This is a genomic window from Geomonas edaphica, from assembly GCF_004917075.1.
GTDB classification, from domain to species: Bacteria; Desulfobacterota; Desulfuromonadia; order Geobacterales; family Geobacteraceae; genus Geomonas; species Geomonas edaphica.
In genome coordinates, this window is sequence record NZ_SSYB01000002.1 from 198,750 (window position 1) to 221,579 (window position 22,830).

The 22,830-nt window shown below is 61.8% G+C and carries 18 protein-coding genes and 1 riboswitch; of the genes, 8 read left to right on the forward strand and 10 right to left on the reverse strand.

Features of this window, described 5'->3' with window-relative positions:
- Nucleotides 1–20 precede the first annotated feature (20 nt).
- Nucleotides 21–1,415 carry an adenosylhomocysteinase gene (gene ahcY, locus E8K79_RS07145; RefSeq protein WP_136514146.1) on the forward strand — a complete coding sequence of 465 codons (1,395 nt, stop codon included), beginning with the start codon at nucleotides 21–23 and terminating at the stop codon, nucleotides 1,413–1,415.
- Between the two features lie 433 nt (nucleotides 1,416–1,848).
- On the opposite strand, the gene E8K79_RS07150 is transcribed toward ahcY, so the two are convergent.
- The 5 genes from E8K79_RS07150 to E8K79_RS07170 form a co-directional block, all read right to left on the reverse strand.
- On the reverse strand, nucleotides 1,849–3,090 hold the full coding sequence (locus E8K79_RS07150; RefSeq protein ID WP_136514147.1) for a molybdopterin molybdotransferase MoeA: 1,242 nt from the start codon (nucleotides 3,088–3,090) through the stop codon (nucleotides 1,849–1,851).
- A 107-nt stretch (nucleotides 3,091–3,197) separates the two neighbouring features.
- Entirely contained in the window at nucleotides 3,198–4,049 is an 852-nt protein-coding gene (locus E8K79_RS07155; RefSeq protein ID WP_136514148.1) for a HesA/MoeB/ThiF family protein, read from the reverse strand.
- Nucleotide 4,050: 1 nt separating this feature from the next.
- A complete protein-coding gene (locus E8K79_RS07160; RefSeq protein ID WP_135872140.1) occupies nucleotides 4,051–4,275 on the reverse strand; it encodes a MoaD/ThiS family protein in 225 nt (74 codons plus the stop codon).
- Between the two features lie 69 nt (nucleotides 4,276–4,344).
- Nucleotides 4,345–6,075 (reverse strand): aldehyde ferredoxin oxidoreductase family protein, encoded by a 1,731-nt coding sequence (locus E8K79_RS07165; RefSeq protein ID WP_136514149.1) that lies wholly within the window; start codon nucleotides 6,073–6,075, stop codon nucleotides 4,345–4,347.
- A 41-nt stretch (nucleotides 6,076–6,116) separates the two neighbouring features.
- A riboswitch (molybdenum cofactor riboswitch) is annotated at nucleotides 6,117–6,238 on the reverse strand.
- 277 nt (nucleotides 6,239–6,515) lie between these two features.
- Nucleotides 6,516–7,679, reverse strand: a complete 1,164-nt coding sequence (locus E8K79_RS07170; protein WP_135872136.1) for an iron-containing alcohol dehydrogenase — start codon at nucleotides 7,677–7,679, stop codon at nucleotides 6,516–6,518.
- A gap of 489 nt (nucleotides 7,680–8,168) precedes the next feature.
- Between E8K79_RS07170 and moaA the strand changes: the two genes are divergently transcribed.
- The 7 genes from moaA (at nucleotide 8,169) to E8K79_RS07205 (ending at nucleotide 16,760) form a co-directional block, all read left to right on the forward strand.
- Nucleotides 8,169–9,149: a GTP 3',8-cyclase MoaA gene (moaA, locus tag E8K79_RS07175; protein WP_136514150.1), complete on the forward strand. Its 981-nt coding sequence runs from the start codon at nucleotides 8,169–8,171 to the stop codon at nucleotides 9,147–9,149.
- Nucleotides 9,150–9,208: 59 nt separating this feature from the next.
- Nucleotides 9,209–9,640: an MOSC domain-containing protein gene (locus E8K79_RS07180; protein WP_136514151.1), complete on the forward strand. Its 432-nt coding sequence runs from the start codon at nucleotides 9,209–9,211 to the stop codon at nucleotides 9,638–9,640.
- Between the two features lie 43 nt (nucleotides 9,641–9,683).
- Entirely contained in the window at nucleotides 9,684–9,863 is a 180-nt protein-coding gene (locus E8K79_RS07185) for a hypothetical protein (RefSeq protein WP_135872130.1), read from the forward strand.
- 114 nt (nucleotides 9,864–9,977) lie between these two features.
- Nucleotides 9,978–10,790, forward strand: coding sequence for an electron transfer flavoprotein subunit beta/FixA family protein (locus E8K79_RS07190; RefSeq protein WP_135872128.1), 813 nt, complete (start codon nucleotides 9,978–9,980; stop codon nucleotides 10,788–10,790).
- Between the two features lie 344 nt (nucleotides 10,791–11,134).
- Nucleotides 11,135–12,481 (forward strand): FAD-binding protein, encoded by a 1,347-nt coding sequence (locus E8K79_RS07195; protein ID WP_136514152.1) that lies wholly within the window; start codon nucleotides 11,135–11,137, stop codon nucleotides 12,479–12,481.
- Between the two features lie 622 nt (nucleotides 12,482–13,103).
- Nucleotides 13,104–15,086, forward strand: coding sequence for a (Fe-S)-binding protein (locus E8K79_RS07200; RefSeq protein WP_136514153.1), 1,983 nt, complete (start codon nucleotides 13,104–13,106; stop codon nucleotides 15,084–15,086).
- 333 nt (nucleotides 15,087–15,419) lie between these two features.
- Nucleotides 15,420–16,760 (forward strand): radical SAM/SPASM family putative metalloenzyme maturase, encoded by a 1,341-nt coding sequence (locus tag E8K79_RS07205; protein ID WP_136514154.1) that lies wholly within the window; start codon nucleotides 15,420–15,422, stop codon nucleotides 16,758–16,760.
- Here the strand turns inward: E8K79_RS07205 and E8K79_RS07210 are convergent.
- The 5 genes from E8K79_RS07210 to E8K79_RS07230 all read right to left on the reverse strand — a co-directional run bounded on the left by E8K79_RS07210 (nucleotide 16,744) and on the right by E8K79_RS07230 (nucleotide 22,748).
- Nucleotides 16,744–19,041: a hybrid sensor histidine kinase/response regulator gene (locus E8K79_RS07210; RefSeq protein ID WP_136514155.1), complete on the reverse strand. Its 2,298-nt coding sequence runs from the start codon at nucleotides 19,039–19,041 to the stop codon at nucleotides 16,744–16,746. The genes E8K79_RS07205 and E8K79_RS07210 overlap by 17 nt on opposite strands.
- Before the next feature lie 73 nt (nucleotides 19,042–19,114).
- Nucleotides 19,115–19,975, reverse strand: coding sequence for a substrate-binding domain-containing protein (locus tag E8K79_RS07215; protein WP_135872118.1), 861 nt, complete (start codon nucleotides 19,973–19,975; stop codon nucleotides 19,115–19,117).
- 124 nt (nucleotides 19,976–20,099) lie between these two features.
- Entirely contained in the window at nucleotides 20,100–20,507 is a 408-nt protein-coding gene (locus E8K79_RS07220) for a hypothetical protein (RefSeq protein ID WP_135872396.1), read from the reverse strand.
- A 3-nt stretch (nucleotides 20,508–20,510) separates the two neighbouring features.
- On the reverse strand, nucleotides 20,511–21,683 hold the full coding sequence (locus E8K79_RS07225; RefSeq protein ID WP_136514156.1) for a vWA domain-containing protein: 1,173 nt from the start codon (nucleotides 21,681–21,683) through the stop codon (nucleotides 20,511–20,513).
- 3 nt (nucleotides 21,684–21,686) lie between these two features.
- Nucleotides 21,687–22,748, reverse strand: a complete 1,062-nt coding sequence (locus E8K79_RS07230; protein ID WP_136514157.1) for a hypothetical protein — start codon at nucleotides 22,746–22,748, stop codon at nucleotides 21,687–21,689.
- Between the last annotated feature and the right edge of the window lie 82 nt (nucleotides 22,749–22,830).

Consider the following 22,830-nt stretch of genomic DNA (forward strand, 5'->3'; position numbering starts at 1 on the left):
ACCATCGAAAGGAGAACAACGTGAAACAGGATTACATCGTAAAGGATATGTCGCTGGCCGATTGGGGCCGCAAGGAGATGATCATCGCGGAAACCGAAATGCCGGGTCTCATGGCGATTCGCGAGGAGTACGCGGCGGCCCAGCCGCTCAAGGGGGCACGCATCGCGGGCTCGCTGCACATGACCATACAGACCGCCATGCTCATCGAGACCCTCACCGCGCTAGGCGCCGAGGTCCGTTGGGCCTCCTGCAACATCTTCTCGACCCAGGATCACGCCGCGGCAGCCATCGCCGCTGCCGGCATCCCGGTCTTCGCGACCAAGGGTGAGAGCCTCACCGAATACTGGGACTACACCCACAAGATCTTCGAGTGGCAAGACGGCGGTGCGCCCAACATGATCCTCGACGACGGCGGCGACGCGACCCTCTTGCTGCACCTTGGCAGCGACGCGGAAAAGGACCCGACGGTCCTCGACAAGCCGACCTGCGAGGAGGAAGAGGTGCTCTTCGCGGCCATCAAGAAGCGTCTCGCCGAGAAGCCGGGGTGGTACGCGAAGACCGCGGCCTGCATCAAGGGTGTTACCGAGGAGACCACCACCGGCGTGCACCGTCTCTATCAGATGTTCGAGAAAGGGAAGCTCAAGTTCCCGGCCATCAACGTGAACGACTCGGTGACCAAGTCGAAGTTCGATAACATCTATGGCTGCCGCGAGTCCCTCATGGACGGCATCAAGCGCGCTACCGACGTTATGGTGGCGGGCAAGGTTGCGGTCATCTGCGGCTACGGCGACGTGGGCAAGGGATGCGCCCAGGCGATGCGCGGGCTGCAGGCCCAGGTATGGGTCACCGAGGTCGACCCGATCTGCGCCCTGCAGGCGGCCATGGAAGGATACAAGGTGGTCACCATGGAGTGGGCGGCCGACAAGGCGGACATCTTCGTCACCACCACCGGCAACATCGACGTCATCACCCATGACCACATGAAGGCGATGAAGCACAACGCCATCGTCTGCAACATCGGTCACTTCGACAACGAGATCGAGGTGGCGAAGCTCAAAAAGTACCAGTGGGAGAACATCAAGCCGCAGGTCGACCACGTCATCTTCCCGGACGGCAAGCGCATCATCCTGCTCGCGGAAGGTCGCCTGGTGAATCTCGGCTGCGCCACCGGCCATCCTTCTTACGTTATGTCCTCTTCCTTCGCGAACCAGACGCTCGCGCAGATGGAGCTCTTCTGCAACCCGGGCAAGTACCCGGTCGGCGTCTACATCCTGCCGAAGGAGCTGGACGAGAAGGTGGCGCGTCTGCAACTGAAGACCCTGGGTGCCATGCTGACCGAACTGTCCGACGCACAGGCGGCGTACATCGGCGTGAAGAAGGAAGGTCCGTACAAGTCGGAGCACTACAGGTATTAAACCGAGAGGACGTTCTACGTTCTACGTTCTATGTTCTATGTTCTATGTTAACTGACTGACTGCTAAACTCTCCCGGGGCATCTTTGCTCCGGGGGAGGGGGGCGAATGATCATTCGCCGCCTACAGAGGCGGCACAGAAACACGCAAGACAAAAAAAGAGGGCGCTCGGTTTTACCGGCGCCCTTTCTTATCCTTCCTGCTCGCTTTCTTCTTTTTTCTTCTTCCCCTGACCAGGGGTGCATGCCGGCGACATTCAGGTCGCAATCCCCATCCGGGGCAGGATGAAACGCTGCAGCGCCACCCAGACAACCACTATTCCTACCAGAATCAACAGCTCGTTCATATTTCACCTCCCAAAACGATACGATGCACTATATCGCATATTCGGGAAGAAAAATATACCAAATTAATTATTATTATTACCCTTTCAGCTTCAGTGCAGGTAGCCGACGGCCGCCTCGCACTCGCTGACCAAGTCCACCTCCCGCAGCAGGGCAAGATCCACTTCGCTGCCGGCCGGGATGAAGGTTGCGTCGCAGGGGAGGGCGGCGAGCGCGTCGCACCTGGTCATGGTGCTGAGGATCGCCGTGTGCTGCTCTCCGGCACAGTAGGCGACGTGTCTTCCGTGACGCTTCTTCACCGTCACCCGGATGAAGTGCAGCTTACCGGGTTTCTTGTGGGCGTCCTCGGCGAGAATTCCCTTCACGAACGGGGGGACCACCTTGCGGTGCCCCATCATCTTCAAGAGGGCGGGCTTCACCAAAAGCTCGAAGGTTACCATGGTGGAGACCGGGTTGCCTGGAAGCGAGAAGATCGGCTTTCCCTGCCAGGTCGAGAAGGCGGTGGGACCGCCGGGTTTCATGCCGATCTTCCAGAAAAGCTCCTCTGCCCCAAGTCCGGCGGCGACCTCGCGCACGAGATCCCGGTCCCCGGCGGAAACGCCGGCCGAGGTGATCAAGGCGTCGCAGCATAGTGCCTGCAGCATCTTCTCCCGGTGGCTTTCCACGTTGTCGCGTGCGATACCGACCAGTACCGGCTCGGCCCCCGCCTCGCGCACCGCTGCGGCCAGCGACAGTGCATTGGAGTTGATCACCTTGCCGGAAACCGGGCGCTCGCCCAGTTCGATCAGTTCATCTCCAGTGGAAAGTATGGCGATCCGTGCCTTGCGGTACACCGGCACCAGCGCCTGTCCCATCGCGGCCAGCATGCCGACCTCGGCCGGACGAATCCCGGTTCCTTCGGCGAGGACCGGGGCGCCTGCGCCCACGTCGCCGCCTCTCACGCGCACATGCTGCCGGGGGAGCACCTTGTGGCTGATCACCACATGGTCTCCGTCCACTTCCGCTTCCTCGATGGGTACTACGGCGTTGCAGCCGGGTGGGATGGGAGCTCCGGTCATGATGCGCACCGCGCATCCGGGCTCGACCATGGCGGCGACGTCGCCCCCGGCGGGTAGAAAGCCGGTGATGTTCAGGCGGGTGGGGGCTGAGGTGCAATCCGCGGCGTGCACGGCGAAGCCGTCCATGGCGGAGTTGTCGTAAAGCGGCAGGTCCCAGGGGGCGATGATGTCCCGGCTCACCAGACGCCCGAAGGCGTCCATTAGCGGAACGGTTTCCTCTCCAAGGGGCCTCACGTGGGCCAATATGATGCCGCGCGCTTCTTCAAAGCTTGGCATGGTGCACCTCCTCGGTGCTGTCTGGCGCCGTCGTGGCGCCGGTAGTTAACTGCAGCCACGATCTTTGTGGCCAAGCCCTTTGCGGGAAGGGTAGATCATTTGCTTCTTTACGCCGCGTTCACCAGCTTCACCGGGACTTCCGCGTAGGATATCTCGTGCATTTCCATTTCCAGGAGGTCGATGGATAGCTTGCGGTTTCTCAACGGCTCTCCCTTGCCGAGCAGGACCTTGCACACCTCGGCGACCTCGAGGCTCGCCACCACGGCCGGTGTGAAGGAGGGGTTGCCGAGCTGCTGCTCGATCCCCTTGCCGGCCACCCAATGCCGGTAGATGTTCTGCACCGTGGTCTCTCCGGGGAACTGGGTGGCCACGTGCCCGTACCACCCGCCGATGGCACCGTGCACCATGGGAATTCCGGCCAGTGTGCATACCTCGGCCAGCTGCAGGCGGTAGGGGATGCTGTCCAGGGCGTCGACCGCGATGCTTACCCCTGCAAGTAGTTCGAAGCCGTTGGTCAGGCAGAAGGCGTCCTCGATGGGGGTCACCGTGACGGCCGGATTCACCTGGGCAAGCCGTTCTGCCGCGACTGCCACCTTCGGCTGGCCAAGGGACGCCGGCGAGGAGAGTATCTGCCGGTTCAGGTTGTGCTCCTCGAAGATGTCGGGATCTATGGCAACGATCTGACCGACGCCGAGACGCGCCAGCTCCTCGAGGACGTAGCCGCCCAGGCCGCCGCAGCCGATCACGGCGACGCGGCTTTGGAACAGGCGCAACTGGTCTTCGACACCGATCATGCTCCGGTTGCGCTGGTAGCGGGCCGGGAGGATGCCGTTTTGCAAGGCAAGCCACTCCACCGCGGCGTGGCTTATGTCGAAGAGTTTCGCGGTGGTGTCCTGGGCGCGCCAGGAAAGCAGGCCGTCCTTGGTCTGTTCCTTCAAAAAGACGAGGGCGTTATGCATGTCAGCCTCCTCCGACCAGGGGAAAAAGCGAAAGGGTGTCGCCGTGGGCGAGCTTGCTGTCCAGTTCGCCGTGTCGGCCGTTCAGCATCACGATGCCGATCTCCTCTTCGGTGAGACCCAAAGAGAGCACCACGGCCCGCACCTCGGTTCCTTCGGCGAGTTCCTGTTCGGCCACCTTGAACCTGCCGTTTCTGAAAGTAGCGAAAAGTTTGAGAGTTATCTGCATGAGGCACCTGCTCGTGGTTCAAACGGAAAAACCCGGCGTGACCTTCGTCACGCCGGGCGTCGGCTGCTTTTAGAAGTTCCAGAACTCGTCGAGTTCCTCGTCGGTGAAGTCCCACACCGCGTTGTGCGGCGCTACCGGCTCGTTCTTGAAAAAGTCCGGGAGGCGGTCATGGACGTTGCTGAGACCGGCTTTCTGGTTGAACTCGCGCTCGGTCTTCAGGACGTACTTGCCCAGGTTGGTGACGTCGTCGCCGGTGAGGGCGATGCCGAAACGGGCGTTGATCATATCGATCAGGGCCGGGAGGCACTCCGGGATGTCCAGCGCCGGGAAGGCGACGAAGATGCACATACCGGTCGAGTCGACCGCGGCGGTCGCGATCTGCAGGTTGCGGGAGAGCTCGACCTGGCCGTCCTTCTTGAGCGGGTCGACGTAGCCGCCGACGTTCAGGATGTTGGTGGCGATGGTGTAGCCTGAGGTATGGTCGGCGCCCATGGTGGAGGTGGCGTAGGTGACGCCGATCCCCTTGACGGAGCGCGGATCGTAGGCCGGGATCGCCTGGTTCTTGACGACCGGTACGCGGGTGACACCGTAGGTGCGGCCCACGGAGCCTGCGCCGCCGCCAAGGATGCGGCCGAGGGCGGTCCCCTTGCCGATCTCGTCGGTCAAAAGACGCAGCATCTCTTTGGAGTCACCCCAGTTGAGGATGCCGGCTTCCATGGCTACGCCGAACATGACGGCGGTCTCGATGGAGTCGATCCCGATGTCGTCCATCAGGTTGTCGGCGCGGGCGATGTCGTCCAGGTTGTCGATGCAGCAGTCGGCACCCAGGCCCCAGATGGTCTCGTACTCGAAGCCGGAGGTGACGTACTTCCCGTCCTTGTCGTGATAGACCTGCGAGCACTGGATGATGCAGCCGGCGTGGCAGCCGTGCTTGGGCTTGCCGCCGCGCGCTACGATTGTGTCGTACATGGTCTCACCGGAGATCTTGTCGTGATCCTTGAACTGGCCGGTGGTGAAGTTTCTCGTCGGGAGACCGCCGGCCTCGTTCAGGATGTTCACGAGGACGTTGGTGCCGTAGGTCGGCAGACCCTCGCCGGAGACCGGGTGCTCGAGAATGGCCTTGGAGAAGGTCCTGGCGGCGACCTTGAATTTCTCGGGGTCGGCGATCTTCACGCCCGGGGCGCCTTCGCCGTCGATGGAGATGAACTTGATCTGCTTGGAGCCCATGACTGCGCCCAGGCCGCCACGGCCGTGGCTGCGGATCTTGCTGTCCGGGTCCTTGACGGAGATGTTGGCGGCGGTCATCTTCAGCTCACCGGCCGGGCCGATGGTGAGGACGCCGGTCTTCTTGCCCAGACGCGCCTCGACTGCGTCGATGACGGCGAAGTTGCCAAGGCCCAGCAGTTCCTTCTCTTCGCTGATGGTGACGCCGTTCACGCCGACGGCCAGGTTGTACCAGGCGTCACCCTTCGGGGCGCCTTCGATGATGAGGGCCTTGATGCCGAGTTTCGCCAGCATCTGTGCCGCGGTGCCGCCGGCGTTGGACTCCTTGATGCCGCCGGTGAGCGGGCTCTTGGCGCCTGCGGAGAGGCGGCCGGAGTTGGCTGCCGGGGTGCCGGTCAGAAGGCCGGGTGCGAACACCAGCTTGTTCTCGGCGGAAAGCGCATGGCAGGTCGGCGGTACTTCGGCGGAGACGATGGTGGAGGTGAGGCTGCGGCCGCCAAGGCCTGCCCAGGCTGCCGGAACTTCTTCGATCTTGGTGGTGAGGTCGGTCATGTTGACGCGAAAAATCTTATCCATGCTTTTCAAGCTCCCTAATTTAAATTGTTCTACCGGCTGCTTGACGTCAGCCGGGACTCCTTTCCAAGAGGGAGGCTGCACCGTTTCCAGGGCAACCCGTTGGCCTGGAGCCATGAGGGGAGGTCCCTTTTAGGCTCGACACGGCTCGGAGATTTTTGATGCCAGACTGACCCGACACCGCTTGCGCATCTGTCGCATCTGTTCGGACCTGCGAGCCGCTACGGCCCGCAGGCGGTGTTGAACTGCAGGGGCGAATGATTATTCGCCCCTACAGGTGTTGTATCTGCCGCCATGTTCACTGGCGGTATTTAACCTCCCCCTCCCTTGACGGGAGGGGGTAGGGGGGTGGGTGAAGTTGCCATCAGAGTTGCCGGTGGCGTATTCCCCCTCACCCTGTCCCTCCCCCGCAAGGGGGGAGGGGACGTTTGGGCACGTGCTGACTACATTGCATCCTTGAAGATCTGGATGACCTGCTCAAGGGTCGCTTTGCGCGGGTTGGTGAACTGGCAAGCGTCCTTTTTTGCGTTTTCCGCCATGATCGAGAGGTCCTCTTCCTTCACGTTGAGGGCCTTGAGGCCGGTCGGGATGCCGATGGAAGCGGAGAGGCTGCGGATCCTGTCGATCGCCTTCTGGCCGGCTTCGGTCACGGAGAGGCCGTCGACGTTCTCGCCCAGTGCTTTTGCGACGTCGGCGAAACGCTCGGGGCAGGCGATCAGGTTGTACTGGCTGACGGCCGGCAGCAGGATGGCGTTGCAGACGCCGTGCGGCAGGTTGTAGAAGCCGCCCAGCTGGTGCGCCATGGAGTGAACGTAGCCAAGCGAAGCGTTGTTGAACGCCATGCCGGCCAGGTACTCGGCGTAAGCCATCTTGTCGCGTGCCTCGAGGTCTTCGCCGTTGGCGACAGCCTTGGAGAGGTATTTGGCGATCAGTTCGATGGCCTTGATGGCGCATGCGTCGGTGATCGGGGTAGCGATGGTGGAGACGTATGCCTCAACTGCGTGGGTGAGGGCGTCCATGCCGGTAGCAGCGGTCAGAGCGGCCGGCTTGCCGACCATGAGCAGCGGGTCGTTGATGGCGATGTTCGGAGTGCAGCGCCAGTCGACGATGGCCATCTTTACGTGGGTGTCGGTGTTGGTGATGATGCAGAAACGGGTCATTTCGGAAGCGGTGCCGGCGGTGGTGTTGATGGCGACGAATGCCGGCATCGGCTTGGTGGACTTGTTGATGCCTTCGAAGTCGCGGATGTTGCCGCCGTTGCCGATGACGAGGCCAACGCCCTTGGCACAGTCATGGGAGGAACCGCCGCCCAGGGAGATGATCGCGTCGCAACCGTTTTCCTGGTACACCTTCACGCCGTCGTGCACGTTGATGTCGGTCGGATTCGGCTCGGCGCCGTCGAAGATGATGGCCTTTACGCCGGTGGCTTCCACCTGCTCCTTGATCTTGTCGGCAACGCCCATAGCCGAAAGACCTTTGTCGGTTACGATGAGGGCCTTGGATGCGCCCAGTGCCTTCACCTGCTCACCGGTTTCCTTAGCGGAACCGATACCCATCAGCGAAACCGTCGGAATGAAGAAGCCGTAAGTCTGTTCTCCTAATGCCATTTTTCTTTCCCCCTGTTGTTTTTCCGGGCTATTTGCACCGGGTTTGATTATTTTAAGATTCGTGCGGTGTTGCATACACTTTCCTAAAACGGTTTTCTACGCTTTCGCAAGGGGCGTACCAGAATTCACTGTAAACGCAATTTTTTGCCAGACCGAACAATTTTCATAGGATACCGTATACTTAACGAATCCTTTGTTTACATTAACCTGCACTAGCCCAAAGGTTGCGTTCTGAAATCGAACAGTTGCGACGTTCCATAATGGAGCGTTTGCGCTTTTGTGGAACGTCCGTTTTGATTGCTAAACCGATGATCCCCGCCGTGCCCGCCTGTTGAATTCAAAATCCCAAAAATTGGTTCGTTTGTTGTGTATTCACCATCTTACTTACCGCCTCATTAGTGCCAGGCGCGCCTTTTTGCGCCGAAGTGGAACAGTTGGTACCGATATTGCCTTGTATACGGCGAGGCGTGTTTCACAGGGGGATGCGGCATGGCACTGATCGATACCTACGGCAGGCGGATCAACTACTTGAGACTCTCGGTCACCGACCGTTGCAACATGCGCTGCAGCTATTGCATGCCGGCGCAGGGGGTGGCGAAGCTCGGGCATAAAGAGATGTTGAGCTACGAGGAGCTTTACCGGGCGGCCGCTGCCTGCGTCGCGCAGGGGATAGAGAAGATAAGGGTGACCGGCGGGGAGCCGCTGGTCAGAAGAGGCATCGTCGATTTTCTCGGTCGCCTCTCGTCAATCCCGGGACTCAAGGAACTGGTGGTCACCACGAACGGGCTCCTCCTCGACGAACTCGCCCAGCCGCTCAGGCAGGCAGGGGTGGCCAGGCTCAACATAAGCCTAGATTCGCTGAGGGCGGAGACCTTTGCCAGGATCACCCGTGGTGCCGATCTGTACCGGGTTCTCTCGGGGATTGCTGCGGCGCAGGAAGCGGGCTTCGGGCCCTTGAAGATCAACATGGTGGTGATGCGCGGGGTGAACGACCAGGAGATCCTGGACTTCGCCGCCCTTACCCTGGACCACCCGTTCACGGTGCGTTTCATAGAGTACATGCCGACCCTGCAGGACGAGAGCTGGGGCGCCCAGAGCATGCCCGGCAGTGAGATCCTCGCACGCATAGCCGAGCGCTACCCGTTGCTGCCGCTGGTGAACTCCGAGATGGCGGGGCCGGCGAGGAATTACAAGATACAGGGTGCCGCGGGCGCCATCGGGATCATTACCCCGGTGTCGGGGCACTTCTGCGAGAGCTGCAACCGGATCAGGATCACGGCGACCGGCCGGGTACGTGGCTGTCTCTTTTCGGATCAGGGAATGGACCTGAAGCCTCTTCTGGCTTCCGACGATCCCGCTCCGCTGCACGAGGCGTTGAGCCGCATCGTGACGCAGAAGCCGGGACGGCATCATATCGCCGAGGAAGGGGCCGAGCAGGCCGTGGTCAACATGTCGAGGATAGGCGGTTAGAAGACGGAGACCGGGGCTCGTGGAAGATGGGTCCGGGACCGGCGAAAACGGAGGAGACTATGAGCGCGTCTGTAGTGGCGGTCAGCGTAAGCGAGAATAAGGGCGAGAGGAAGAAGCCGGGGCCGGCGGTCCACCTGAGGGAAAACTACGGCATCATCGGCGACGCGCACGCGGGGGACTGGCACCGCCAGGTGAGCCTTTTAGCCGAGGAGAGCATCGACAAGATGATCGCGCTGGGGCTTGCCGTCGGGCCGGGCGACTTCGCGGAGAACATCACCACGCGCGGCATCGAACTGGTGACTCTGCCGGTGGGGACTCGGATCGGCATCGGGCCGGTGGTGCTGGAGGTTTCCCAGATAGGAAAGGTCTGCCACACCCGGTGCGCCATCTACTACCAGGCGGGCGATTGCGTCATGCCGAAAGAGGGGATCTTCGCCACCGTGGTGAGCGGCGGTGTGGTGCGCCCCGAGGACAAGATCGAGCTGCTGTAACAGGCGGCATATTCAAATCAGCAGGCAAAGAAGGGGAGAAGTCATGAAGGAAAGAAGTCAGAAGAAGGTGAACATCATCTCGATACGCATGAGCGACGACGAGCGGGACGCCATCCAGAGGCTCATGGACAAAAGGGGGAAAAAGGCTTCCTTCATCATGCGCGAGGCGTTCGCACTTTTCAGGGAGCAGTGGGAGGTTTCGAGGGGTGAGGCGACCCACTAGGTGGTGCCACTAAAACCTTGATGGACTCGGTGGACGCTCTGGACCTTGGACCTTGTGGACCCGGTGGCCTGTGACAACGGGTTTGAACAGAGTTGGTAAAAGAAAGGATCTTCAATGTACGTGGTGGCTTGCATTAAACAAGTGCCGGATACGACTCAGGTGCAGATCGATCCGGTTACTAATACGCTGGTGCGCGATGGTATCCCTTTCATCGTAAATCCTTACGATACCCACGCCCTGGAGGAAAGCCTCCGCATGAAGGCGCGCTACGGGTTCAAGGCGGCGGCGCTCTCGATGGGACCGCCTAACGCGGAGGCGACCCTCAGAAAGGCGCTGGCTCTCGGCGTGGACGAAGCGATCCTCTGCTCGGACCGCGCCTTCGGTGGCGCGGATACGCTCTCCACCAGCAAAGTGCTGGCGGAGGCCATCAGGAAACTGGCCCAGGATGACGAGGTTGGGCTGGTCTTCTGCGGCAAGCAGACCATCGACGGCGATACGGCGCAGGTCGGCCCTGGCATCGCCATTCGCCTCGGCTTCTCGCAACTCACGCTCGTTGACCGCATCGAACACCTGGACTTCCTTTCCAGAAAAATCCGCGTGCGCCGCAAACTCGAGGGGCGCTACGAGATCGTTGAGGCAAAGCTGCCGGCCATGATCACGGTGGTGCGCGAACTGAACCGCCCGCGCTACCCGACAGTCCCGATGCGGCTGAAGGCAGCTAAAAGCGAGGTGAAGGTCTGGAGCAACAACGAGCTGATGCTCGACCCCAACGGCATAGGCCTTAAGGGATCGCCTACCTGGGTGAGCAGGATCTTCTCGCCGCAGCGTGCGGCGGGCGAGATGATCGGCGACGGTTTGAACGACCCCACTGGGACCGCCAAGCTCCTCTTGGAGAAGCTGGTGGCCAGGGACATGCTGGCGGTGTAGTCACCACAGCTCCTCCCCCCGGAGGGGGGAGGTCGGGAGGGGGGAAGCCGTCCGAAGATAGACGCTGCGCGCCCCCTCCCTGACCCTCCCCCTCCAGGGGAGGGAGCGCATGGAACTGCTTGAGCCTTAATTTAATAACGAGAGGACTACAGTTGATGAGCGAGGTGAAAAAACTGAAAAAGCCGCGGGGGAAGGTTCGGCTCATAGAGGGGAAGTGCATCGCCTNCCCCCCCCCGCCGTCCGAAGATAGACGCTGCGCGCCCCCTCCCTGACCCTCCCCCTCCAGGGGAGGGAGCGCATGGAACTGCTTGAGCCTTAATTTAATAACGAGAGGACTACAGTTGATGAGCGAGGTGAAAAAACTGAAAAAGCCGCGGGGGAAGGTTCGGCTCATAGAGGGGAAGTGCATCGCCTGCGGCGCGCGTTGCCAGAGCAGTTGTCCGGTGGACGGCATTCAGATGAGCGAGGCGGGGGAACCGCAAATCGAACTCTCGAAGTGCATCGGCTGCCTCAAGTGCGTGAAGGCCTGCCCGGGCTCGGCCCTGGAGATCTTCTACTCGAAGGAGGACCTGGAGATCCTGGCACAGCTCGCCGGTCAGCAGGACCTCGCCGAGGATGAGGCCGACCCGGAGGAGCTGGCACGCCGCGAACTGGTGGCGGCTTACCGCGGCGTATGGGTCTTCATCGAACAGACGGAAGGGGAGGCGGCCCGCGTTTCGTGGGAGCTCCTCGGCAAGGGGAAGGAACTGGCGGCGAAGCTCGGGGTTGAGCTCTCGGCGGTGGTGCTTGGCGACAAGGTCGAGCACCTCTGCTATGAGGCCTTCAGCTACGGCGCCGACCAGGCGTACCTCATGGATCAGACGGTCTTCGCCAACTACCGCACCTATCCGTATCTGGACGCCCTTTGCCACCTGATCGACAAGTTCAAGCCGGAGATCGTGCTCATGGGCGCGACCGGGATGGGGCGCGACCTCGCCGGGGCCGTCGCCACCCGCGTCAAGACCGGCCTCACCGCGGACTGCACCGGACTCGACATCGATGCGAAGCGCAACCTCATGCAGACCCGCCCGGCCTTCGGCGGCAATATCATGGCGACCATCATGTGCGACCGTTTCCGTCCCCAGATGGCGACGGTGCGCTCGCACGTCATGCCCATGCCGGCGCAGGAGGCGGGACGCAAGGGTAAGATCATCCATGTCTCCCTTCCCATCAGCGAGGCGGACGTCTTCACCAAGGTGCTCGAGGTGATCCGTGACAAGAAGGCGGGCGAGGTGGATATCGCCGGCGCCGAATTCATCGTCTCCGGTGGGCGCGGCCTGATGGCGAAGGAGAACTTCGCCATGCTGCAGGAGCTTGCCGACGAGCTCGGGGGCGTCGTGGGCGCCTCGCGCAGTGCGGTGGACGCGGGGTGGATGCCGCCGGACCGTCAGGTGGGGCAGACCGGCAAGACGGTACGCCCGAAGATCTACATCGCCTGCGGTATCTCCGGCGCGATCCAGCACCTGGTTGGGATGCAGGATTCCGACCTCGTCATCGCCATCAACCGCGACAAGGAGGCCCCCATCTTCGAGGTGGCGAGCTACGGCATCGTGGGCGACCTGTTCCAGGTGGTCCCGGCGATCACCGCGGCGCTGCGGGAGATGAAGGCGGCCTCGAGCGGCATTGAGGTCAAGGACGTCAAGGCGGCGTAAAGGTTGAGGAGACGCTGGAGCGTCTGGGGTTTGCGTTCCCACGCTGGAGCGTAGGAACGATGAATCTTGCAACGGTTCTTCCTCGCTTTGTGGGAGAGGGTAGGGGTGAGGGCGCCGCTTACGGTGGTAATGCGTCGACGTGGGGTTGAGGCACCGCCCTCACCCCAATCCTTTCCCTCCTCAGGAGGGGCTCAGAGAATTCCGGGGAAGCACGTGTGTGTTGCTTCGAAGCAGTAAGCCGGCCAAACGTCCCCCCCTTTGCGAAGGGGGGCAAGGGGGGATTTGTCTTGGTCCGACCATACAAGCGTCTGCTGTCGCTGCGATCACGCACGCTGCAACAGTAAAATGACAGATGACGAATAACTTCTCCGTGAGGAAAGTGACTTCGTTCAACTGATTAGAAACCAGTGGATGAAAAGCAAATCCCCCCCGTCCCCCCTTCGCAAAGGGGGGAGCTCTAAGGCCACCGTTCTCAGCAGAAGAGGACACGGTTTGCCTGAAACGCTTCTTCCCCGATATTCCCGGATGACCTTCAGGGGAAGGGACACTGCTTTGTTATTACACCGCTGCGGGCTTGAGCGGGTTAACCGGATTTCGAAAAAACAACTACAAGGATACGTTCATGCAACCTAATCCTGTCATCTTCACACCGCTTCTGGCGGCGGCTTGCGCCATCTTCGCCTGGAGCTGCTATCGCCGCTTCAGCCTGGTCGCCGTCGGCGCGGCCGAAGACCGTCTCTCCAGTTTCCCCGAGAGGCTCAAGGGGATGTTCCTCTTCGCCTTCCTGCAGAAAAGGGTGGTGAGCCGTCCCTTCGGCATCAACCACGTCTTCATCTTCTGGTCGTTCCTGGTGCTCGCAGTCGCCAACACGGAATTCCTGCTCGCGGGGGTGTTCCCGGCGGCGAAGCTCTCCAGCCTTCTCCCCGCGGCGCTCTACCTGCCGCTCGTCTTCGCTTTCGACCTCGTCTCCCTCTGCGCCCTCGCCGCGGTAGTCATCGCCCTGGTGCGAAGAGCGGTGGCGCCTCCCTACGAAGGGGCCCGCACCGGCGAGGCCTTCGGCATCCTCTCCATGATCGGGACGCTCATGCTCGCCTACTTCGGCCTGCACGCGGCGGAGATCGCCATGGGGCAGGAACAGGCGGCTCAGGCGATGCCGGTTTCCTCGGCGCTGGCAGCCATGCTGGCGGGGGAGGGGAGCGAGACCCTGAAGAGCGTCGCGCAGCTCTCCTGGTGGCTGCACGCGGCAGTGCTGCTCTTCTTCATGAACTACCTTCCCTACAGCAAGCACATGCACATCCTGGCCGCCATCCCGAACTGTTTCTTCAAAGAGCTAAAGACGCCGAACACCCAGCCGCGCGAGGAGTTCGAGGAGGGGAACGTTTTCGGCACCGGGAGCATCGACCGCTTCACCTGGAAGGACCTCTTCGACTCCTTCTCCTGCACCGAGTGCGGGCGCTGCGAGAAGTCCTGTCCTGCCGCCAACACCGGCAAACCGCTCAACCCGCGCCTCGTCATGCACGACATCAAGGTGAACCTCCTTGCTAACGGCGATCTCTTAAAGCGCGGCGGCGAGCCGACCGTGCCGATGATCGGCGAGGGCGAGGGATGCATCAAGCCGGACGCGCTCTGGTCCTGCACGAGCTGTGGCGCCTGTCTTGCCGCTTGCCCGGTCTTTATCGAGCAGATGCCGAAGATCACCAAGATGCGCAGGCACCTGGTGCAGATGGAGGCAGATTTCCCGGAAGAACTTCTGAACCTCTTCGAGAACATGGAACAGCGCTCCAACCCCTGGGGCATCGCACCGGGTGAGCGCGGCAAGTGGGCCGGCGGGCGCGACGTGCAGCTCTTCGAGGCGGGAAAGACTGAGTACCTCTACTTCGTCGGCTGTGCGGGGTCATTCGACTCGCGCAGCAAGCAGGTGACCCTCGCCATGACGCAGATCTTCGAGGCGGCCGGGGTTTCCTACGGCATCCTCGGCAAGGACGAGAAGTGCTGCGGCGACAGCCTGCGCCGCCTGGGGAACGAGTACCTCTTCGACAGGATGGCCAAGGAGAACGTGGCGCTTTTCCAGGAGAAGGGGGTGAAGAAGATCGTCACCCAGTGTCCGCACTGCTTCACCACGCTCAAAAACGACTACAAGCAGTACGGCCTCGAGCTCGAGGTGATCCCGCACGCCGAGTTCATCGAGTCGCTCATCGCGCAGGGTAAGCTGAAGCTCGATCACCACGCGAAGAAGGGTGGCAACATCGTCTTCCACGATTCCTGCTATTTAGGTCGGCATAACGGCGTCTACGAGGCGCCCCGTTCCGTCATCGCCCACGCCACGGGGAGCGCCCCCACGGAGATGGAGCGAAGCCGCGAGAATTCCTTCTGCTGCGGCGCGGGCGGCGGGCGCATGTGGATGGAGGAGCATCTGGGGGAGCGCATCAACCTGAACCGGGTGACCGAGGCGATCTCCGGCGACCCCGGCACCATCTGCACCACCTGCCCCTACTGCATGACCATGATGGAGGACGGCCTGAAGGATCGCTCAACGGGCGGCACCAACGTGAAAGACATCGCCGAGCTGGTGGCGGAAGGGCTGAAAGGCGCGGCAAAAGGGTGAGAGTCGCATAGAGAGGCTGTTGGTTCGGCTATTTCGGAAACTGGCCCACGCTGCCCCCTCCCCTTGCGGGAGGGGATAGGGGGGGTAGACGCCATCAGCGGTGCAGACCGCAGCTCCACCCACCCCCGGCCCCCTCCCGTCAAGGGAGGGGGAGGAGAACCAGTAATATAGTGGCAGTTGGAGACGAGGGGCGGGCAACGTAGCCGTCGACGGCTCCGAGAACTCTTCGCTTTCCGGGAAGGACCGGGTGGGACGTCTTGACGCGGGCGGCACCTCCCCCCCCGGCTCCTTTCCCGGATGGCGAGGGGCAACACGATTTTTGAGGAACGCAAGATGAACAACAACGCGGCGGCACTGTCTGAATTCATGCCGGACAACGAGCCGGCCTTCCTGGAATACCCCTCGAAGCTCTTCGTCGAGACCACCAGCCGCTGCAACCTGAACTGCGTCATGTGCATGAAGCAGAACGCGGACGGCAGCCGGGTCGAGGACGGCGACCTTGACGTCGCCACCTTCAGCCAGCTGGAGCCCGCGCTTCCGAACCTGGAGGCGCTGGTCTTGAACGGCGTCGGCGAGCCGCTCATCAACACCCGCCTGGAGCACTTCATCACGCGGGCGAAGAAGCTCATGCCGGTCGGGAGCTGGGTCGGCTTCCAGAGTAACGGCCTTTTGCTGTCGCACCTGCGCGCCGTGTCGCTCCTGGAGGCCGGGGTAGACCGCATCTGCCTCTCCATGGACGGCGTAGATGCCGATACCTTCAGCTCCATCCGTTCCGGCAGCCAACTGGTCGACCTGGAGCACGCGTTGAACGCGCTGGGGGCGGCAAAGGTAGCCTGCCGGCGCCCCGACATGGAGATCGGGGTCGAGTTCGTCGTGATGCGCGACAACCTGCGCCAGCTCCCGGCCGCTCTTTCCTGGGCCTCCGAGTTCGGCGTCAGCTTTGCGCTCGTGTCGCACCTGCACCCCTTCGACGAGCCGCACCTCTCCCAGTGCAGCTACGACCTCTCAAGCGACGAGTCCATCTCGCTCTTCCAGAGCTGGATGAGCAAGGCGGAGCTTAAGGGGATCGACATCCGGCGCTACTTCGAGGTGCTTTGGAATTACAAGAAGACCGAGGAGGAGCGCACCATCATAGAGTACGTGGCGGCGATGAAATCGGACGCGCAGCAGCGCGGGGTGACGCTCGACCTGAAACGCCTCTTCGCCCTGGACACCGCGCGCATCCATGAAAGCCAGGAGATCTTTGAGGAGGCGGCGCAGGTGGCGCGCAGGACCGGGATCGAGCTGAAGCTTCCCGAGGTGGCGAGGCGGGAGAGCCGCGTCTGCAGCTTCATCGAGAAAGGGAGCGCCTTCATCTCCTGGGACGGCGGCATGCATCCCTGCTACCACCTCTGGCACCACTGCCGCTCCTTCGCGAACGGCTGGCTCCACCCGGTGCAGCCCTGGAGTTTCGGCAACGTGAAGGACAAGGGGGTGCTGGGGATCTGGAACAGCCCTCCCTTCCGCCGCTACCGGGAGAACGTGCTGCGCCACGACTACCCATCCTGTGCCGAGTGCAACACCTCTCCCTGCGACCTGATGCAGGCCGACCGTTTCGACGTCGACTGCTACGTGAACTCCGAGCCCTGCGGCAGCTGCCTCTGGAGCTCCGGCGTCTTCAGGTGCCTGGACTGACCCCCTTGAGCACCTCCCTGAGTGCGGAGAGCCGGTACGGTTTCTGAATGAACCCTGCAGGCTCACTCCCCGCGAACTTCTGCTTCACTTCGATCTCGCTGAAGCCGCTGGAGATGACGACTTTCACATCGGGATCGATCTTCTTCAACTCGACCAAGCACTGGTCGCCGCTCATGTGTGGCATGGTCAGGTCCAGGATGACGAACCGGATGCCGGGGGTCGTCCTGTACACCTCGAGGGCTTCCCGGCCGTCGCGCGCGGTGACCGTCGCGAAGCCGAGCTCCCTCAGCATCTGGGTGCCTATATCCAGCACCACTTCCTCATCGTCGACAAGGAGCGCCTTTCCGGCCCCTTCCCAAGCGGCCTCCTCCGGGATAGAGGGCTTTTCGCTCACCGTCTGCAGCGTGCTTGCCGGGATGAGCACCTTTATCGTGGTCCCCTTTTCCGGCTCGCTATAAACCACGATCGCCCCCTTGTGTCCCCTCACGATCCCCAGCACGGCCGCCATCCCCAGGCCGCGGCCGGTGAACTTCGTGGTGAAAAAGGGATCGAACAGCCTCCCCACGGTCTCCTTGTCCATGCCGCAGCCGGTATCCGCTATTTCGAACCAGACATAAAGCCCCTCCGGCAGCTCCTCGTTCTGCCAGACGTTCTTCAGATAACTGTGATCGCAGATCATGCTGCCGGTATTGACCGAGATGGTCCCGCTGTTCTCTCCAAGGGCCTCGGAAGCGTTGATGATCAGGTTCATGATGACCTGGCGTATCTGGGTCGCGTCGCCTTCGATGCACGGGAGCTGATCGGCGAGATGAAAGTTCAGCAAGGCCTTTTTGGAGATGGAGACCTTGAGCATGTGCAGCATCTCTTGCAGCAGCCGGTTCAGGTCGACCGCTTCGATGACGAATTTGCCTTTGCCCGAATAGGCGAGCATCTGTGCCGCCAGGTCTGCGGCGCGGGCGGAGGCATGCTCTATGTTTTGCAGGTTCCCAATGGCGGGCGACTCCTTGTTGATCCGCATCAGGGCGAGTTCCGCGTTCCCCATGATGGCCATGAGGATGTTGTTGAAGTCGTGGGCGATGCCCCCGGCAAGGACGCCTAGGCTCTCCAGCTTCTGCGAGTGCAGGAGCTGTTTTTCGAGCTGCTTCTGCTCGGCCTCGAGACGCCTGCGCGCCGTGATGTCGCGGACCAGCAGGATGAACCCGGTGCACGGCGTTCCCATCGCGGTGACGGAAAGCTCGAACCACATCTCTCCCTGCGGCATGTCGAGGGAATAAACCGCGCCCCGGTGCGAGCCGGTCCTGCCCGCTTCGGCGAGGGCTGCCGTGATGACACGCGCCGGCTCTTCCGGCAGGACGTCCGGGAACTTCTTTCCCATGAACAGGGTCGGCGGCACGTAGGGCTCGTTCTGCGAGGAGGAGTGAAATTCCACGATGATCCCGTCCAAGTCGGTCCGGAACATTAAATCGGGCATCGAGTTGAGGATCGCCTCCTGCGCTTCCTGCGCGAAACGCACGTTTGCCTCGGCCTGCTTGAGCTCTGCGATGTCTCCTTCCAGGCGCTCCGCCATCATGTTGAAACTCCTGCAGACCGTGTCGATCTCCCCCACCGACGCGCAGGTTACCCGCGCGGCCATGTTCCCGGCCGCCAGTTCATCGGCGACCCGGGCCAGCTCGCTCACCGGGCGGAGCACCAGCCGGTTCGCGACTGCATTCAGGACGATGGAGAAGGTGAGCGACATGAAGAGCATGCCCACCAGGATTATCTCGGTCTGGCGCACCAACTGTGCATGGACGTTCTGCCGGCTGAGCCCGATGCGGACCGCGCCCTGAGTGGAGGCATCGACGCTGATCCTTTGCAGTAGCTCGATTACGTCGCCGTCCTTTTTCAGGCGGTCCACGACGGTACTGACGGACGCATCGGAGGGGAGATTTTCCAGGATGTGTTTCACCTGCGGATGGGAGCGATTCAGGCTGGCGAAGGCTGTCGTCTGCGGGATACCATCGGCGTCCTCGATGATGGTGTAGATGATCTCGTCATCGTGCACCTCCGAGACCAGGGCATCCAACTGCAGGGTATCCTTAAGGATCAGCGCATCGGTGCAGACCGAGGAAATGTAACTCGCGAAGGCCTTTCCCTTGTTTTCGAGGGTGAGCTCCAGCTTGTTTCTTTGCGCGACGAACAGGGTCACCGCTACGGCAACGGAGAATACGAGGACGATGCTGAAGGAGAGGAGGAAAAACCTTCGCTGCAGGCTTGGATGTCTGATCTGCCAGGTGCCCATTAATACCTGCCTTCGCGTAGCGTCGGCTGGTGCGCCGACGTCCCGGTGGAAGTTGTACGGTCAGCAGCGAGGCCTACTTGATGTTCTTTTTAAGCCATTTTTCCATCTCACGAACCGAGTCATAGTCGGCATCTTTCGGGACTATGAACCGGTCCACCTTTATACCTGCCAGGATTTCCCTGCCTTCGGGGTCCTCGTGCATGGTCAGGAAGATGTTCCTGATGCGCGCTTTAAGCACAGGATCGAGGTCGCCGCGGACGACTATGGGAGGGATGCCGTAGCGTGGTGACTTGGCGATGATCTTCGTCTGGCTTGTGAAACGGGGATTCTTGCTGGCGGCGTAGTTGTAGATCAGGCTGTCCACACTCGCCCCGGCGACGATCTTTTTTGCCACCGCTTCGATCGCCTTGTCATGCGTTCTCGTGTAGATGATCTTGCTGAAGAACTTCTCCGGAGGGAGATTGAAGCTTTTGCCGATCATGTAGGTCGGGGCGAGCTTACCGGTATTGGATTTGGGATCGGTGAACGCGAAACTCTTTCCCTTAAGTCCCGCGAGGTTCCTGATCTTGCTGCTGCGATGGGTGATGATGTAGGCGTAGTAGAAGGGTTCTCCGTAGGACTGGGGCGCTACCAGCAACTCGACGCCGAACTTCTCCTTGTCCGTGACGTACGGTCCGGAGCAGACGAAGGCGAGCTTAAGCTCCCCGCTTTCCAGGAGCCGGTCGGTCTCCTCGTAAGTGCGCTTTTGCACCATCTCGACCGGCCGCCCCAGTTTCTTTCCAACGTAGTCGATGATCTGGTCGTAATACTTGACCGTCTCCTGGGGAGAAATCATCGCGGCGACGCCGAACTTCAAAGGTTCGGCGCAAAAGGCTTTAACATCGGCAAGACAGAGAGTGGAGATGACAGCGAAGGCAATCGCAAGTGCTTTCATTACGTCTCTCCCAACTTCGACCTTGGTTTGGCTCGTCTCGGATGAACATGGAGGTGAAAGATAAGGCATAGGCCCCACGCTGAGACAGTCTAACATGACAATCATGTTAATCAATGGGGCTTTATTACAGGTCACCTGTCATTTCTTGAAGCAGATAGAGCTTGGGGTTCACCTTGTGGACGCATTCAACCACCTCACGCAGCATCTCTTCATCCAGTCCGCACTCTTCGTCGATGCCTTGGAAATAGGGGTAACCCTTCGGGAGTGGCGTGAGGGCGCCGTCGCGCAAGAGCATCACGTCGACCAGGTCGTTCACCCTCCCTTCCGCCTCCCACGGATCGCGGTAGTTGAACTGGCGCGCCACCACGTGCAGCCCCATCCCGTTCTCGAAGATGGCCTTCACCTCGAAGGAGAATTCGCGCGGCGCGCTGTAGTTCTCGCTGCGTCCCGAGCGCACCATCACCTGGGCGCCTGCCTCCCTCAATATCTCTCCAACCGATTCGGCGGTCATCGGCTTGAAGTTCTCTTCCATCATTTAAACCTCCAGTCTCATTTCGATGCCCCAGGGGGCCGGTTTCTCCCCCTCGGCGGTGAGTACCCACAGGGTCGGCAGTTCCATCTGCTCCGGGACGGGGCCTATGCCGTCGGTGAGGTAGATCACCGCGGCGGGGAGGGGATGCATGGTCTTCGCGTACTCGAAAACGGGTCTTAAGTCGGTGAACCCGCCGCCGTCGTAGCGCTCCGGTACGAACGCACTCCCCTTGAACGCCTCGACGCGCTGGATGCGGCTGTTCGCGTAGAGGACGGTGATCGCGGCGTCGCGCCCCCGGGCTATCTGCAAAAGCTCGCTGGCGAACGCCTCGCGCAGCTCGACGATGTCGGTCGAATCGCTCACGTCGATGGCGACCAGCAGGTTCAGGCGGCGCCGCTTCTTCGTCCCCGGGGTGTCGTGCTCGAAGCGCCTGTGTTCGCGCATCCAGGTGCTCGTCTTGCCAATCCTTCCGGCGGTGGCGACGAACTGCCTGAGCACCTGGCGCCAAGGGATGGGGGAGGGGCGCAGGAGGGCGTCCACCACGTCAAGCAGCTCAGCGGGCGCCTCGCCGTCGCTGCCGCGCAGGCTCTCGCGCGTCACTGCGCGCAGCATCTCCTCGGCAAGCGGCAGCGGCGTGCTGTCGGCGTCGCTCCAGACGGCGTGGTCGTCGACGGTAGCGGCCGCGTCGGGGGCCTTCCCCGCGCCGCTTGCCCCCTGGACGTCCTCTGCCTCGTCGCCGAAGCCGCTGCCGGAGAGGTTGCCGATGTCGAAAGGTCGCACCAGTTTCGCGTAGTACTCCTCCGCGGCTAGCCCGTCCGGGAGATCGAACTGGGTCGGGTAGATCGCCCCTTCTGGGAGTCCCGGGGTGTCCGGGTTGATGGCGAGATCGCAGCAGAGGTCCCAGTCGTGGGCGTTCTTACCTTTTCCACGCAGCATGTGCAGGTGCAAAAGGTGCTTCACGAGGTGCTCCAAAAGCGCCTGCTGCTCGGATGCGGCGAGAAGGTCGAAGGGACCGGGATCGACGGCCAGGGTAGGGGTACCGTTTCTGATGGTGACGCCGGCGGCCTTTCCCTTGAGCGGCATCTCCTCGCGGCGCAGGTTCAAAAGGAAGTGGCCGTAGAAAGGGCGCTCCTTTAAAAGGCGCACCACGGCGTTTTGCAGGGTGCCGGTGGACACTTCCTACCCCGCCTGGGCGCTGATGGCCTGCATGGCCTCAAAGATGACGGCGTCGTGTTTGTCCTTCACGAGAAGCAGGGCGACCTCCGGGATCTTCAGGAGCGACTTCACGAAGCCGAAGCGCAGGTCGCGTGGCAGTACGGCGATGAAAGCGACCAGGTTCTCCTCCTGTTCCTCGCTGAGGGTGGGGGAGACCTGGAGCAGGGCGGTCAGGTCGTTGATGGTCGCGGCCTGGACGTCGTCGCGCTGCGACTCGGCCCGTTCGGCCACCTCCGCCCAGGCGTTCAGGATCTCCTCCGCGGTGACTGGCCTACCCTTGCGGTCCGAGAGCCAGCGCATGAAGGCGATGGCCGCCTCCTTCCCGACGATCCCGGAATAGACTTCCATCTCAAGCTCGGCGGGGAAGCGGCAGTTCTTCTTGAGAACGCTCACCATCTCCCAGGCGCGCTCGCTCGGCTCCACCTGCATCTCCATCGGCATCCCCTGTTTAGCGAGGAAGCCGTGGTTGCCGGCGAGAAACTGGCGCACTTCGCCAGCGAGCTCCCGCTTCTGCGCGTAGCGCGCCCAGCACTGGTAGTCGGTCTCCACGAAGAGCATCACCATGCGGTCGATGAGCGCGCGGTCGAGGGTCGCCACCTGGTAGCTCCCGTCGGGCGGGTTGATGCTGACCACGACCTTGTGGCGGCGGGAGAGGGTGTGGGTGTGGATGGCGCGCAGCATCCCCTCCGCCGGGGGCTCCACGAACTGGAAGATCGCCTGCAGGGTATCCTCCTGCTGGGCCCGGTTCAGCTCGTCGCAGTGGATCACCGTTTCCGGCGCGTCCTCGGCGGGAAGCCAGGAGGGGCGCGACCAGTGCATCACGTCGCCGTTTCTGAAGGGGATGCCGACCAGATCGCCCACCTCCATCTGCCCGAGGCGCAGCGACACGTACTGGCGGTCGAGCTCGCGGCAGGCCTGGATGATCCCCGCGCTCTTGCCGACGCCGCGGTGCCCGACGACGCACGGGGTCAGGTCGGTCTTGGAGAGTATTTCTTTTACAACCGTCTTCATCTGTTCAATATTCATGGCAGCCTGAACCTTTCCTGCTCTTGAAGTTGAGACAAACCGATATCTTACACAGATTCATGAGAAGGTGGAAGGGGTTAAA

Bases quoted from the DNA above. Each gene is read 5' to 3' on its own strand.
- E8K79_RS07230 (WP_136514157.1), bottom strand. From the start codon at position 22,748: ATGAATATTGAACAGATGAAGACGGTTGTAAAAGAAATACTCTCCAAG.
- E8K79_RS07180 (WP_136514151.1), top strand. From the start codon at position 9,209: ATGAGCGCGTCTGTAGTGGCGGTCAGCGTAAGCGAGAATAAGGGCGAG.
- E8K79_RS07195 (WP_136514152.1), top strand. From the start codon at position 11,135: ATGAGCGAGGTGAAAAAACTGAAAAAGCCGCGGGGGAAGGTTCGGCTC.
- E8K79_RS07215 (WP_135872118.1), bottom strand. From the start codon at position 19,975: ATGAAAGCACTTGCGATTGCCTTCGCTGTCATCTCCACTCTCTGTCTT.
- E8K79_RS07150 (WP_136514147.1), bottom strand. From the start codon at position 3,090: ATGCCAAGCTTTGAAGAAGCGCGCGGCATCATATTGGCCCACGTGAGG.
- E8K79_RS07170 (WP_135872136.1), bottom strand. From the start codon at position 7,679: ATGGCATTAGGAGAACAGACTTACGGCTTCTTCATTCCGACGGTTTCG.
- moaA (WP_136514150.1), top strand. From the start codon at position 8,169: ATGGCACTGATCGATACCTACGGCAGGCGGATCAACTACTTGAGACTC.
- E8K79_RS07190 (WP_135872128.1), top strand. From the start codon at position 9,978: ATGTACGTGGTGGCTTGCATTAAACAAGTGCCGGATACGACTCAGGTG.
- E8K79_RS07205 (WP_136514154.1), top strand. From the start codon at position 15,420: ATGAACAACAACGCGGCGGCACTGTCTGAATTCATGCCGGACAACGAG.
- E8K79_RS07160 (WP_135872140.1), bottom strand. From the start codon at position 4,275: ATGCAGATAACTCTCAAACTTTTCGCTACTTTCAGAAACGGCAGGTTC.
- E8K79_RS07210 (WP_136514155.1), bottom strand. From the start codon at position 19,041: ATGGGCACCTGGCAGATCAGACATCCAAGCCTGCAGCGAAGGTTTTTC.
- E8K79_RS07155 (WP_136514148.1), bottom strand. From the start codon at position 4,049: ATGCATAACGCCCTCGTCTTTTTGAAGGAACAGACCAAGGACGGCCTG.
- E8K79_RS07165 (WP_136514149.1), bottom strand. From the start codon at position 6,075: ATGGATAAGATTTTTCGCGTCAACATGACCGACCTCACCACCAAGATC.
- E8K79_RS07200 (WP_136514153.1), top strand. From the start codon at position 13,104: ATGCAACCTAATCCTGTCATCTTCACACCGCTTCTGGCGGCGGCTTGC.
- E8K79_RS07220 (WP_135872396.1), bottom strand. From the start codon at position 20,507: ATGGAAGAGAACTTCAAGCCGATGACCGCCGAATCGGTTGGAGAGATA.
- E8K79_RS07185 (WP_135872130.1), top strand. From the start codon at position 9,684: ATGAAGGAAAGAAGTCAGAAGAAGGTGAACATCATCTCGATACGCATG.